General features: G+C 63.2%; 14 protein-coding genes. 8 read left to right on the top strand and 6 right to left on the bottom strand.

What is annotated here, in order from left to right; genetic code table 11:
• Positions 1-34: 34 nt before the first annotated feature.
• Positions 35-823 (top strand): alpha/beta fold hydrolase, encoded by a 789-nt coding sequence (locus tag C3E77_RS06925; RefSeq protein WP_108390958.1) that lies wholly within the window; start codon positions 35-37, stop codon positions 821-823.
• On the opposite strand, the gene serB is transcribed toward C3E77_RS06925, so the two are convergent.
• Both serB and C3E77_RS06915 read right to left on the bottom strand, forming a co-directional pair.
• Entirely contained in the window at positions 786-1,457 is a 672-nt protein-coding gene (serB, locus tag C3E77_RS06920) for a phosphoserine phosphatase SerB (protein WP_234031329.1), read from the bottom strand. The genes C3E77_RS06925 and serB overlap by 38 nt on opposite strands.
• The gene (locus C3E77_RS06915; RefSeq protein ID WP_108390956.1) at positions 1,454-2,698 is read right to left on the bottom strand and encodes a glucose-1-phosphate adenylyltransferase; all 1,245 of its coding nucleotides are present in this window, start codon (positions 2,696-2,698) and stop codon (positions 1,454-1,456) included. The genes serB and C3E77_RS06915 overlap by 4 nt, the downstream gene beginning before the upstream one ends.
• A gap of 43 nt (positions 2,699-2,741) precedes the next feature.
• On the opposite strand from C3E77_RS06915, the gene glgA reads away from it, so the two are divergent.
• From glgA to C3E77_RS06895, 4 genes are all read left to right on the top strand, one after another.
• Complete coding sequence (glgA, locus tag C3E77_RS06910) at positions 2,742-3,932, top strand: glycogen synthase (RefSeq protein WP_108390955.1); 1,191 nt, start codon at positions 2,742-2,744, stop codon at positions 3,930-3,932.
• Positions 3,933-4,024: 92 nt separating this feature from the next.
• A complete protein-coding gene (locus tag C3E77_RS06905; RefSeq protein WP_108390954.1) occupies positions 4,025-4,807 on the top strand; it encodes an ABC transporter ATP-binding protein in 783 nt (260 codons plus the stop codon).
• Between the two features lie 125 nt (positions 4,808-4,932).
• The gene (locus tag C3E77_RS06900; protein WP_108390953.1) at positions 4,933-5,184 is read left to right on the top strand and encodes a type B 50S ribosomal protein L31; all 252 of its coding nucleotides are present in this window, start codon (positions 4,933-4,935) and stop codon (positions 5,182-5,184) included.
• Between the two features lie 169 nt (positions 5,185-5,353).
• On the top strand, positions 5,354-7,210 hold the full coding sequence (locus C3E77_RS06895; protein WP_234031328.1) for an alpha/beta hydrolase family protein: 1,857 nt from the start codon (positions 5,354-5,356) through the stop codon (positions 7,208-7,210).
• Between the two features lie 55 nt (positions 7,211-7,265).
• Here the strand turns inward: C3E77_RS06895 and C3E77_RS06890 are convergent, their stop codons facing one another.
• Together C3E77_RS06890 and treS are read right to left on the bottom strand one after the other, a co-directional pair.
• Positions 7,266-7,967: an exonuclease domain-containing protein gene (locus C3E77_RS06890; RefSeq protein WP_108390952.1), complete on the bottom strand. Its 702-nt coding sequence runs from the start codon at positions 7,965-7,967 to the stop codon at positions 7,266-7,268.
• A 36-nt stretch (positions 7,968-8,003) separates the two neighbouring features.
• Positions 8,004-9,740, bottom strand: a complete 1,737-nt coding sequence (treS, locus tag C3E77_RS06885; protein ID WP_108390951.1) for a maltose alpha-D-glucosyltransferase — start codon at positions 9,738-9,740, stop codon at positions 8,004-8,006.
• Between the two features lie 104 nt (positions 9,741-9,844).
• Here treS and C3E77_RS06880 point away from each other — a divergent pair, with 104 nt between their 5' ends.
• The 3 genes from C3E77_RS06880 to C3E77_RS06870 all read left to right on the top strand — a co-directional run bounded on the left by C3E77_RS06880 (position 9,845) and on the right by C3E77_RS06870 (position 11,642).
• Positions 9,845-10,780 (top strand): alpha/beta fold hydrolase, encoded by a 936-nt coding sequence (locus C3E77_RS06880; protein ID WP_108390950.1) that lies wholly within the window; start codon positions 9,845-9,847, stop codon positions 10,778-10,780.
• Positions 10,777-11,367 (top strand): hypothetical protein, encoded by a 591-nt coding sequence (locus C3E77_RS06875; protein ID WP_108390949.1) that lies wholly within the window; start codon positions 10,777-10,779, stop codon positions 11,365-11,367. Before C3E77_RS06880 ends, C3E77_RS06875 begins: the two co-directional genes overlap by 4 nt.
• 68 nt (positions 11,368-11,435) lie before the next feature.
• The gene (locus tag C3E77_RS06870; protein WP_108390948.1) at positions 11,436-11,642 is read left to right on the top strand and encodes a hypothetical protein; all 207 of its coding nucleotides are present in this window, start codon (positions 11,436-11,438) and stop codon (positions 11,640-11,642) included.
• Positions 11,643-11,701: 59 nt separating this feature from the next.
• On the opposite strand, the gene C3E77_RS06865 is transcribed toward C3E77_RS06870, so the two are convergent.
• On the bottom strand, positions 11,702-12,547 hold the full coding sequence (locus C3E77_RS06865; RefSeq protein ID WP_108390947.1) for an alpha/beta fold hydrolase: 846 nt from the start codon (positions 12,545-12,547) through the stop codon (positions 11,702-11,704).
• 113 nt (positions 12,548-12,660) lie between these two features.
• Positions 12,661-13,101 carry a DUF2247 family protein gene (locus C3E77_RS06860; protein ID WP_472428189.1) on the bottom strand — a complete coding sequence of 147 codons (441 nt, stop codon included), beginning with the start codon at positions 13,099-13,101 and terminating at the stop codon, positions 12,661-12,663.
• Positions 13,102-13,121 lie beyond the last annotated feature (20 nt).

Here is a 13,121-nt window from a genome sequence, read left to right as displayed (position 1 = left end):
TACAGCTGCCCGGAGCGCCCACGAGAGTGGTGACATGACAACAACTGCGAGCAGCCCGACCATCATTCTCATCGCCGGCCACTGGCTTGGCGCGTGGGCGTGGGATGACGTCCTCCAACACCTGAAAACCGACCACTCCCGTGCGATCGCGGTGACGCTGCCCGGTCTCGACGCGGACGACCCTGAGCGTGCGTCGACGACTCTCGACGATCAAGCCGCAGCGATCCTGGACGTCTTCACTCGACTCGATGTCTCCGAGGATCGGCCGGCAACTCTCGTCGCTCACAGTGGCGCGAATTTCCCCGTCAGCCTGGTCCTTGACCGCCACCCGGAGCTTGTTCATCGGGTCGTGTGGGTCGACTCCGGCCCAGTGGCGACGGGAAGCATTTTCGCCCCGGACCTCCCGGAGGGGTTGGAGGAGCTTCCGCTGCCGCCCCTCGATGTCCTCGCACGGCAGGCGAGCCTCGAAGGCTTGAGCGCCGAGGTCCTCCAACGTTTCCGGGCCAAGGCCGTTCCAGAGCCCAGCCCCGTGCTTCGTCAGCGTGTCGAGCTCACGAACGATGCCCGCCGCACAGTCAGGACCACCCTGGTGTGCTGCTCAATCCCCAGCGCGCAGGTGCTGGAACTGGCCCGTGCCGGCCATGCCATGTTTGCCGAAGTCGCGAACATCGAGCACCTCGACGTCATTGACCTCCCGACGGGGCATTGGCCCATGTGGAGCCGTCCCCGCGACCTCGCCGAGGCGATTCAGTCAGCGGCTTCTCACACGGACCAGGCCACGAGCGTCAGCCCCGGAGACCGAGCAGCGGGAGCACGTCGCTGAGGTCGACCTGACCCGCCGTGACGTTCGCCCCCTCGCGAACGGCGGGCTTTGCATTAAATGCAACGCTGAGCCCTGCCGTGTGCATCATCAGCAGGTCGTTCGCCCCATCGCCGACAGCGACGGTGCGAGAGAGCGGGATGCCGTCGGCCGCCGCCCACTCGGCGAGGGCGTCAGCTTTTGCCTGCGCGTCGATGATCGGCCCGCGAACGGCACCGGTCAGGCGTCCGTTCACGACCTCGAGACGATTCGCCCGCAGGTGATCCAGCCCGAGCCGATCGCCGAGAGGATCGAGCAGCTCGTGGAACCCGCCCGACACCACTCCGACGCGTGACCCGGCCCCGTGAAGGCCGTCGATCAGTGCCGTTGCCCCACGAGTGACGGAGATCCGGTCACGGACGACGTCGAACACGGAATCACTGAGGCCCGCGAGCGTCGCCACCCGCTCACGAAGGCTCGCGGCGAAGTCGAGTTCGCCGCGCATCGCCCGCTCAGTCACGCGGGCAACGTGGTCGAGCGAGCCGGCCTCCTGGGCAAGCAGCTCGATGGCCTCGTTCTCGATGAGGGTCGAGTCAGCGTCGAGCACGACGAGGAAACGAGCCGGCGAGATCACGCCAGGCATACCGGTGTGGCTCATGGAGTGACGCGCACGCCCTTGCCCACAACGGTGAGTCCTGAGTCCGTGACGGTGAAGCCGCGGGCGCGATCGCGATCGTGATCGACACCGATCGACGCTCCGGATTCGACGACGACGTCCTTATCGAGGATCGCGCGCCTCACGACAGCATCGGGGCGAACCTCGACGCGGTCGAACAGCACGGAGTCGATGACCCGTGCACCTGAATCGATCTTGGACCAGGCACCGAGCACGCTTCGTTCGATATGCGCACCCGATATGAGGGAGCCGAGCGAGACGATCGAGTCGATTGTCGTCCCGAGGTTGCCCTTGCCGTCGCGCACGAACTTCGCCGGGGGAGAGTTCAGCTGCTGGCTGAAGATCGGCCACTTGCTGTTGTACAGGTTGAAGATCGGGAGAGTCGAGATGAGATCCTGGTGCGCCTCGAAGAACGAGTCGATGGTTCCGACGTCCCGCCAGTAGTACCTGTCGCGATCTGTGGAACCGGGAACGTCGTTGCGCTTGAGGTCGTAGACGCCCGCATCACCCGCCGCGACGAAGGCGGGGATGATGTCGCCGCCCATGTCGTGGTTCGACGCGGTCAGCTCGCCGTCCTTCGTCACCGCTTCGATGAGGGCCTCGGTCGTGAACACGTAGTTGCCCATCGACGCGAGCACTTCGTGCGGCGCATCGGCGAGCCCCTCGGCGTTGATCGGCTTCTCGAGGAACTCAGAAATCTTCGTCGGGTCGTCCTGGTCGAGCTGGATCACGCCGAACTGGTCGCTCAGTTCGATCGGCTGGCGGATCGCGGCGACGGTTGCACCGCGGCCCGAGTCGATGTGCGCCTGGATCATGTCGCGGAAGTCCATCCGGTAGACGTGATCGGCACCCACAACGACAACGATGTCCGGCTTTTCGTCGCGGATCAGGTTGAGGCTCTGCAGGATCGCGTCGGCCGAGCCGGAGAACCAGCGCTTGCCGAGGCGCTGCTGCGCCGGGACAGATGCCACGTACGAGTTCAACAGCCCGGACAGGCGCCAGGTCTGCGACACGTGCCTGTCGAGGCTGTGCGACTTGTACTGGGTGAGTACGACGATTTGCGTGAGTCCTGAGTTGATCAGGTTCGACAGAGCAAAGTCGATGAGCCTGTACTGACCGGCAAACGGGACTGCGGGCTTCGCCCTGTCGGCGGTGAGGGGCATCAGTCGCTTGCCCTCACCCCCGGCGAGGACGATGCCAAATATCTTCTTCGATGCGACCATTCCCCAAGACTATTGCAGCCCAAGCTGTACTAGCGTTCGTGGTATGCGTGTTGATCTTCTGACCCGGGAATATCCCCCGGAGGTATATGGCGGTGCCGGAGTGCACGCCGCTGAACTTGTGACCGCCATGCGGTCTGATATTGACGTCACTGTGAGGTGTTTCGGGGCTCCGCGCGACGAGCCCAACACGTTCGCCTACGGCGTTCCGGCCGAACTCGCGCAGGCAAATCCCGCGCTGACGACGCTCGGCACCGACCTGGCGATCGCGCAGGATGTCGGGGGAGCGGACCTGGTGCACTCGCACACCTGGTACGCCAACGGCGCCGGCCACCTGGCCAAGCTGCTTCACGGCATCCCTCACATCGTGACTGCCCACAGCCTCGAACCGTTGCGCCCATGGAAAGCCGAGCAGCTCGGTGGCGGGTACCGCGTATCGAGCTGGATCGAGAAAACTGCATTCGAGAACGCGGATGCCGTCGTCGCGGTCAGCGACGGAATGCGCCGGGACATCCTGAAGAGCTATCCGCGACTGGATGAATCCCGGGTTCACACCATCTACAACGGAATCGACCTGACCGAGTGGAAACCCGTTGCGGACCCCGAGCTCGTCCGTTCGCTCGGCATCGACCCCGATCGTCCGAGCGTTGTCTTCGTCGGCAGGATCACCCGGCAGAAGGGGTTGCCGTACCTGTTGCGTGCCGCAGCGCTGCTGCCGGAAGACGTGCAGCTTGTGCTGTGTGCCGGCGCGCCGGACACCCCTGAGATTCTCGCCGAGGTTGAGGCTGGTGTCCGCGAACTGCAGAAGCAGCGCTCAGGCGTGGTGTGGATCGACAGGCTGCTGCCCCGCTACGAGCTGTGCGCGATTCTCAGCCAGGCCACGACATTCGTCTGCCCGTCGGTGTACGAACCGCTCGGAATCGTGAACCTCGAGGCGATGGCGTGTGGAGCGGCTGTTGTCGGCACGGCAACCGGCGGCATCCCCGAGGTCGTGAACGACGGTGTGACCGGTCGGCTCGTCCCGATCGAGCAGGTCGAGGACGGCACGGGAACTCCGGTCGACCCCGATCGTTTCGTTGCCGACCTCGCCGCAACGCTGACAGAGGTTGTTTCGGACCCTGAGCGCGCCAACCGCATGGGAGAGGCGGGCCGGGTCCGCGCCGAAGCCGAGTTCGGCTGGGCACGCATCGGCCGACAGACCATCGATCTCTACCGATCGGTCCTCGCGGCCACCTGAGCCGTCTGATCGATCTCACGAGAAGTGTGGTGTGGCCGACGCACGCTCCGGAATGGGCGTGGCGGGGCTGGTTGGACGGATAGGCTTGGACCATGTCGAGCGTTTTGCAGTTGAGTGATGTATCGGTCGTGCGCAATGGCCGCGCGATCGTGGATTCCGTGTCGTGGTCGGTTGAACCTGACCAGCGATGGGTCGTTCTCGGCCCCAATGGTGCGGGGAAGACGACGGTGCTGCAGATCGCATCGACGCTCATCTACCCCACAACGGGTTCCGTTGAGATTCTCGACTCCACCCTGGGCAAGACCGACGTCTTCGAGCTCCGCCCGCGCATCGGAATCGCGTCGACGGCCATGGCTCGACGCGTACCGGCAGACGAAACTGTGCTCAATGTCGTCATGACCGCGGCGTACTCAGTCACCGGCAGGTGGAATGAAGAGTACGAGGACATCGACATCAAGCGTGCAAAGCGGGTGCTGACCGAATGGCGCCTGGATCACCTCGCCGAGAGGAGCTTCGGCACTCTCAGCGACGGCGAGCAGAAGCGCGTGCAGATTGCCAGGGCCGTCATGACCGATCCCGAACTCCTGCTGCTCGATGAGCCGGCGGCGAGCCTCGACCTCGGCTCACGTGAAGAGCTGGTCGCGTTGCTCGGCGGTTATGCCCAGTCGGAAGACTCGCCCGCCATCATCATGGTCACTCACCACGTCGAGGAGATCCCGATCGGCTTCACTCACGCGCTTCTCCTCAAGGACGGCGCCGTCGTAGCGTCAGGGCCACTTCGCGAGGCCCTGACCAGCGAAAGCCTCACCACAACCTTCGGCCTGCCCATTGAACTGACCGAGAACAACGGTCGTTTCTCGGCTCGTGCCGAGTAGCTCCGACTTTCTGATAAAGTAGGTAGCTGGCCCGAGGGGCCACAAGCTTTCTTGCCATACCTGAGCCTCAGGCGCTGGTGCAGGGCGAGACTGAAACAATCCACACGACTCACAAGGAAGTCCTCATGAAGACTGACATCCACCCCAACTACCAGGCTGTAGTTTTCCGCGACCTCGCTTCGGGCGCAACGTTCCTCACCCGTTCAACGGTGACGAGCTCGAAGACCATGGAGTGGGAAGACGGAACCACCTACCCGGTGATCGACGTTGAGATCTCGTCGGAGTCGCACCCGTTCTACACGGGCAAGCAGCGCATCATGGACTCCGCTGGTCGTGTCGAGAAGTTCAACCAGCGCTTCAAGGGCTTCGGCGCGTAGCCAAAAGCCTCACAAAAAGACCCGCAACGAAAGTTGCGGGTCTTTTTTGTTGGGGCGGGACCTTTGCTCAGGGCGGAGCGAAGCGTACAGACATGTGCACGTAGACGGCAAGCATCGCCATACCCTTTCCCGGAGCAATACACTCGCTGTCCAATCACAAAGGAGTGAAGTGAAGTCAATACCGGTGAAGCCGCCCGTCACCAGACGAAACAGTTTCTGGCTGGCATTGTCGCTGGTGCTCATGATCGTGTCAGCGATCGGTGCATCCGCGGTTCAGACATCCGCCTACAACGTGACCGTCAAGGACATGCGGTGGGAGACCGCATCGGGGAAGGCCCTGAGCGCGCTGCTGTACAAGCCCAACGCTGCGTCCACCGACTCCAAGGCGCCAGCCATCGTGCTGGCACATGGCTGGTGGAACAACAAGGAGATGCAGGACGCCAACTACGTCGAGCTCGCGCGCCGTGGCTACGTCGTGATCTCGATTGATATGTATGGGCACGGCGACTCGGACTACCTCACCAACTCGGATATCGCGCTCGGCGGCACCGGGATGTACGACGCCGTGAAGCTTGCGGCAGAACTGCCCTATGTCGACGCAGACAAGATCGGCGTGTCCGGACACTCGAACGGAGCTCGCGCTGCCAATTTCTCCGTAGCCATCGACAACGAAGCCGACGTCCAGCTGATCGATGCGGTTTTCCTCGTCGACAACGACCCGGTTTACCGGGACGAGGCCAACGACAACGTCTATTTCAACCTGTATGGAGATCGCCCAACCGGGCTTGTCGCCGATCAATACGACGAGTTCTTCTTCCGCAGCTATGACGCGGATGGCACGGCAGTCACTGCGCCGCGCGATTACATCACGACGTCCAACGCGCAATCATTCCTCAATTACGGGGTGGACCCCGCCGAGGAAGGCGAAAAGCGTGAAGCCAACACAATCTATGACGATGGCGGATCCATCCGGGTTGTATACACCCCGGCTCAGACTCACCCGTGGGGCACCATCTCGAAGCAGACGGTATCCGACCAGCTCGAGTTCTGGCAGGAAGCGTTCGGCGCTCCGGTAGAGATCGGTGCCGGTGCCCAGATCTGGCAGTGGAAGGAACTGTTCACGGCGCTCGGCCTCATCGGTTTCATGATCTTCCTGCTCGCGTTCGCTCGCGCTTTGCTCTCGACCCGGGCCTTTGCGGGCTTACGCCAAGACGTTCCCGAAGCCACCGCCAACTCGCGCACCGGGCTGATCTGGTTCTGGGGCGCCACGATTGTTTCAGCGCTGTTCTCCGGCGGGAGCTATGTGGCGCTAAGCCAGGCATCGTGGATGAACAGCATTGCCTTCAACGGGGCTCCGACCATCTTCACCCAGGGTGCCGTCTTCTTCATCGCCTTCTGGGCGGCAATCAACGGTCTATTCGCGATCGTCATCATGGTGATCTCGTACTTCCTGTTCGGGCGCCGTAACGGCCTTCAGGTTCGTGAACTCGGCTTGCTGCCCGGCTGGAAGAAGTTCTTCCAGGGAATCGGACTTGGCGCGCTGACGGTGGCCGCCGCGTATGGGATTGTCTTCTTCTTCAGCTGGCTGCTGAACACGGACTTCCGGTTCTGGGTCGTAGCGGTGAAGGACTTCGAGCCTGACAAGCTGTGGATCGCGTTGCTCTACCTGCCGTTCTTCCTCGTGTACTTCATCGCGAACTCGGTGGCGATCAACGTCTTCAACCGTTTCACCCTGCGTGGCAAGGAGTGGCTGAACACCTTCGTGCTCGCGCTGTTCAATGCGCTCCCGGCAATCGTGCTCGTGATCGCTCAGTACACGACGTTCTTCATCACTGGAGAGCTGATTCCCGAGTTCGGCGGGATCTACAGCATCTGGCTGTTCCCGGTGATCCTGATCCTCGCCGCGACCGCGGTTCTTTCGCGGAAGTTGTACCGGGTAACCGGCAATCCCTACATCGGCGGATTTATCAACGCGGCAGCCGTCACTCTCGTGTCAGTGACCAACACCCTCACGGTCACCTACTAGAGAACTCGCGAAGAAACTCCGGGCCACGCGGCCCGGAGTTTTGTGCGTTGCCGTCTCAGCGCACCGGCCAGCCGGCGGACGCGACGTAGGTGGCATCCCGGGTGCGACGGATGTAGTCCTGGAAGCTGTCTGACTGCTCTTTGCACCAGCCGGCCTGCAGTTCGTGCAGCTCAAACGCGTCGATGTCGAGTGCCCGCGAGTGTGCGCGGGCGATGGCCTGTGCGACGCGGCCGGCGGCGATCGCGTCGGCACCGGCGTCATGGGCATCGGTGAGTTCGACACCGTAGAAGGCGGCCGCGGCCTCGAGTGTGCGCTTGCCCTTGCGGTATTTGTCGAGCGCCTTGTCGATGACGAGCGGGTCGATCACGGGAAGGGGGTCGACGATCGGTGGGATGCCGTGACGCATCGCCTCATTGAAGAGCAGGGAGAGGTCGTATGGGGCGTTATAGATGACGACCGGGGTCCCTTCATCGAAGAGCTCGCGGAGCGTCTCAACGATTTCGCGAACGACGATCGGCGCTGAGCGGCCGTAGGACTGCGCAAACTCAGTGGTGATGCCGTGGACGGCGGTCGCCTCACTCGGGATCTCGACGCCAGGGTCAGCAATCCAGTCGCGGCGCCGCAGCACGGTGCCGTCTTTGTCGAGAACGCCGACGTTTGCGGAGACGATACGACTGGTCGTCACGTCAATGCCGGTGGTCTCCAGATCGAAGACGGCGAGAGAGTCTGACCAGTGTTTGACCGCTGTTGTTTCCACATTTTTCACTCTAGGTGAGACGACCGACAGCCCGGTTCAGCCGTGCCGGTGTTGCGCAAACGGCGAGTCACCCGGGCGGGCGATGTGCAGCCAGTAGAAGCTCTGCGTGGCTATGGTCAGCGTCACTCGACCGGTGTCATCGAACGGCGGGAACTCACCACCACCGAACAGGTCGAACAGGCGGCAACCCGCAAGTTCAGGGGCGACGAGTGTTGTGGCCACCGGGTGATGCGAGAAGCTGAAGACACACAGGATGTCTTCGTCCTCGTCGCCGATCTTTCTGCCGGTTCCCCTGTAGCTTCTGACAAAGCCAAGCACTGACTCGTGGTTCGCCTCAAGGACGTCAATGCTGCCAAGGCCAAGCGCCGGGTGGCCCCTCCTGACGTGAATGACGTTCCGTACCCAGTGCAGCAGAGAGCGTGACTGGGCGAGCTGGGACTCGACGTTGACGAGCGTGTAATTGAAGACGAGCGACTGGACGACCGGCAGGAAGAGTTTGCCGGGGTCGGCTGAGGAGAACCCGGCGTTGCGGTCAGGCGTCCACTGCATCGGTGTGCGGGACGAGTCCCGGTCGGCGAGCCAGATATTGTCACCCATCCCGATCTCGTCGCCGTAGTAAATGAACGGACTCCCCGGAAGGGAAAAGAGGAGGGCGTGCGCGAGCTCGAGTTCCGCGCGCGAGTTGTCGAGAAGGGGAGCGAGACGGCGGCGGATTCCGACGTTCGCGCGCATTCGTGGGTCATAGGCGTACCAGCCGTACATCGCCTGCCGGTACTCCTCACTGACCATTTCGAGGGTGAGTTCGTCGTGGTTGCGAAGGAAAACGCCCCAGCCTGCCCACTCGGGAATTTCCTGCGTCTCCGAGAGAACCCGAGCGAGTTCCTCGGCCTGCTGCGACCGCAGTGAGTAGAAAATGCGGGGCATGACCGGAAAGTCGAACGCCATGTGGCACTCGGGCTCCTCGTCGGTACCGAAGTACTCGGAGACCTCCCGCGGCCACTGGTTGGCCTCGGCGATGAGTATGCGGCCCGGGTACTCGAGGTCCACCATTGCCCTGAGTTGCTTCGCGAAGTCGTGGGTCTTCGGCTCGCCCTCGCCGTTCCCGTCGTCTGATTCGTACAGGTAAGGGATGGCGTCAAGACGGATGCCGTCCACACCCATATCGAGCCAGTAACGAATCGCCTCGAAGATCGCGTCGTGCACCGCGGGATTCTCGAAGTTGAGGTCTGGCTGGTGCGAGAAGAACCTGTGGAAGAAGAACTGGCGGCGGACAGGGTCGAACGCCCAGTTGGAGTCCTCGGTGTCGGTGAAGATGATCCTGATGTCCGGCCACTTCTGGTCGGAGTCGCTCCAGACGTAGAAGTCACCGTAGGGCCCATCGGGGTCCTGACGGGACTCCTGGAACCAGCGGTGCTGGTCAGAGGTGTGGTTGAGCGGCATATCGATGATGATGCGCATGTTGCGCTCGTGGGCCTTCGATACCAGGTCGCGGAACTCCTCGAGGCTGCCGAATTCCGGCAGTATGGCCTGGTAGTCGGAGACGTCATATCCTCCGTCCCTCAGCGGGGAGGAGTAGAACGGCGGAAGCCACAGGGCATCGACACCCAGCCACTGCAGGTAGTCCAGCCGCGTTGCCAGCCCCTGCAGGTCACCGGCACCGTCACCGTTGCTGTCGACGTACGAGCGGACCATGACCTCGTAAAAGATAGCTCTGCGGTACCAGAGCGGATCCCGCGCGAGCCCTGGCAACTGTATGGGAGCGGTGAAGGTCACGGGTATCCAATCACGTCACTGTGCGAGCCAATGAGTCCTTGGCTTGAGTCTAGGGTCGCCGCCTTCGGCTCGGCAGGAGCCACAGTGCCTAAACTGGGAACGCCATGACAACAGCCTCGCCATACTCCAGCCTTCTCGATCGCATCCCGGTGACGAAGCAGCACATCTCCATCGGCGGGAGCAGGACCGCCTATTGGGAGTACGGCACGCCGTCCGACCGCCCGACGATCGTGATGGTGCACGGGTTTCGCGGTGACCACCACGGGCTCGAACCCGTGGTTGCTCACCTGCCCGGCTTCCACATCATCAGTCCCGATCTCCCCGGCTTCGGCGAATCTGAACCGCTGCGACTCAGCCGACACGATCTCGACGGCTACGCCGGGTGGCTGAAACGATTCGTCGATGCGCTGGACCTGGACTCGAAGCCGATCATCCTCGGGCACTCGTTCGGATCGATCGTCGTCTCCGCGGCACTGGCGCGCACCGGCCTGTCCACCGACCGTCTCATCCTCGTCAATCCGATCGCGGCTCCCGCGCTGTCGGGACCACGCGGCATCCTGACCCGGCTCGCCGTCATCTATTACCAGCTCGGAGCCGTTCTGCCCGAGCCCATCGGCTTCGGTTTGCTCCGCAACCGGATCATCGTTCGCGTGATGAGCGAGACGATGGCCAAGACGAAGAAGCGGGCCCTGCGCAAGTGGATCCACAGCGAACACGACAGGTACTTCAGCGCCTTCAGCGATCGCGACGTTGTTCTTGAAGCGTTTCGGGCATCCGTCTCGAACGATGTCAGCGAGTTCGCGGAGTCGATCGATGCGAGCACCCTCCTGATCGCCGCCGACCGGGATGACATCACACCGGTAAGCGCGCAGCACACGCTGACCGCACTGTTTCCGGATGCCACGCTCGAGATCATCCCCGACGTCGGCCATCTCATCCACTACGAAGTGCCCGAGAGAGCAGCGACGCTCATCGAGGAGTTCCTCACCCCGGATCCGCGGTCAACATCGGGTGTGGACCTGGACGAGGCGCCACTGTGAAACTCGTCGTCGACTGTCGGTGGGTGACGGGCGATGCCGATGACCACCTGAGTCTCATGAGTCTCGGGCTGATCCGTGCCCTCGCTGAACGACGGCGCTTCGTGATGCTCGTCGGGCCGAAGACGCGGCTGGCGCTGCTGCCGGATCTCCCGTGGGAACTGTTCCCGCATCCGCTGAGTCCTCGCGAGTCCCTGACCGGGCGGCGGCTCAACTCGATCGATGCCGATGTGCTCTTTTCACCCGCTCCGACCTGGGGTGGGTGGGGTCGTCGTTATGGCCTCGCGATCGCCGGGGGAGTGCCACAGGCCGCTCCTGACGCGCCGCTCTCGGAGCGGTTGCGGCTGCTGTTGTGGCGGTTCCCGTTGACCAGAGGGGTCATGACACGCAGGGCGGATGTCATCGTTGGCGTGTCGCGGGCCCAGCAACGCAGTCTCATTACAGGGAGCGCTCCTGGCCAGCCCGTTGTCACCCTTCACGCGACGGACACGGGAAGCGACGATGTTTCCGCATGGCGGGCGTCAGCGGAACAGCTCGAGCAAGTGCTGATCGAGCTCGACAACTCGCGGCGGAGCGCTCGAGCCAAATAGGAGCGTTCGCTGGCTTCCAGGGCGCTCGATCACTGGCGCAGGGAGAGTGCAACCCATACGCTGGCTCCATGACAGCTTCCCCGAACAACGCGACCCCTCCCCGCTGGCTGTGGGTCGTAGCGCTGGTGTGGACACTCGTGGTCATCGGCCTCGGTCTGTGGGTCGCCCTGAGCACCGGCTACTGGATCGCCCTTGTGCTCGCGTTCGCGCTTGCCGCGCCGATCGACGTCATGCTCGTTCGGCGATCACGCGGAGCGGCAGGCGCCGACGCCTAGAGCGCACGGAGTGTCTGCCATTGCGCTGACCTGACCTCCACCCACGCTGTCAGGGACCTCTAGAGGAACGCGTCGATCGCTTCTCTGAAGGCTGCCGGCTGTTCGATCCACGGGTAGTGGCCACTGTTCTCGATCATGACCGATGTCCCCGCCGGGAAAAGGCGTGCCAGCGCGGTCACCGGCGCTACTCCGGTAAGGCAATCCTCAGCCCCGCCGATGACGAGAACGGGTGACGCGACCTGACGGAGCCGAGCCGCAAGATCGCGGGGTGGGGTGACACTGAAGTATGCCGTGGTCGCGGCCAGGCTCCAGCGCCCGATCTGAGCGTGGGCCCGTTCCTTCGCGCCCCACCTCGCATACCCAACAGGGGCCGACTCGCGCTGCCAGGCGTTATAGGCGTCCTCGTCGTGAGTGTGCAGCCCAGCAACCAACGCGGCGTAGGCGGCTTCGAAGTCTCTGTCTCCGCGTCGTCTTTCGCTGACCGTGTCGGCATCCGACGCTTCATCAACGAGATAGGCCGTCGGCGGCGTGATCAGCACCAGCCCGCCCACGCTCGGACTGAATTGCGCGGCGTAAGCGATGGCCAATCGTGTCCCGGCTGAGTGCGACACGAGCACCACACGCTGAAGCCCCAGGTGAATACGGAGTCGCTCGATGTCGTCGGCTTGAACCCAGAAGGAGCCACTCGCCTCCGAAAGCGGCGACGGTGAGAGCCCGACGCCCCTGAGGTGGGGCACAATCAAGCGGCGCCGGTCGCTGAGCCCGGCCAGGTCGCCAAGGTAGCTGGGGTGACGCGCGGCCCCTCCGGCGAGGAGGATGATCGGGTCCTGATCGCGACCGCTTCCCTCCGAATCGACGTCATCGTAGTAAAGAGATGCCCCGTCGGAGCCTTGATAGCGTGGCATTACTCGACCGTACACGGAGGAGGTGCACGCATTCGTCGCTAACGATTACACCGTTCAGCCAAGGTTGATCGCTTCCCGGCGAGCTACAGCCATCTAAGGTGCGCTGCGGGGAGCTACGGACCCCACTGCAGCTGACAGCGCGTAAGAAATGCTTCGAGCCGCCGCTTCATGTGAGGCAACCCGGTTGGCTCGCCTTTCTCAGCCTCTGTATATCGAAGGAAGTGTGTGTAGTTTTCCGGGTAGCCCAAGGTACGAAGATGCGTCTCGACGGCATCCCACGGGTCATTGAAGCTGGCCCACACAGCGTTGATTCGAGCGAGCCCGACGTAAGCCCACAGATCCAGGGGCGAGCTGACGGGCGTGCTGTCCCTCACAGCCGCGTCCAGCAAGGAAGCAACCCGCTCGAGATCGTGTGACAGCAGCAGCGCAATCGTTTCTTCGGCGGAATTCTCCTCAATCTCGCCGGCTCCGTATCGCGCGAGTTCGATGCTCACGACGTCGGAAGCCGTGAGGAAACCGGCCTCGACCCCGAACCGAAGAACGGCCGGCTCCATGAACCCGGCCGCGACGAAAC

The organism is Mycetocola zhujimingii (assembly GCF_003065425.1).
In the GTDB taxonomy this organism is placed as follows: Bacteria; Actinomycetota; Actinomycetes; order Actinomycetales; family Microbacteriaceae; genus Mycetocola_A; species Mycetocola_A zhujimingii.
The sequence above is the reverse complement of the archived record's forward strand: the minus strand, read 5'-3'. Positions and strand labels throughout refer to the sequence as shown.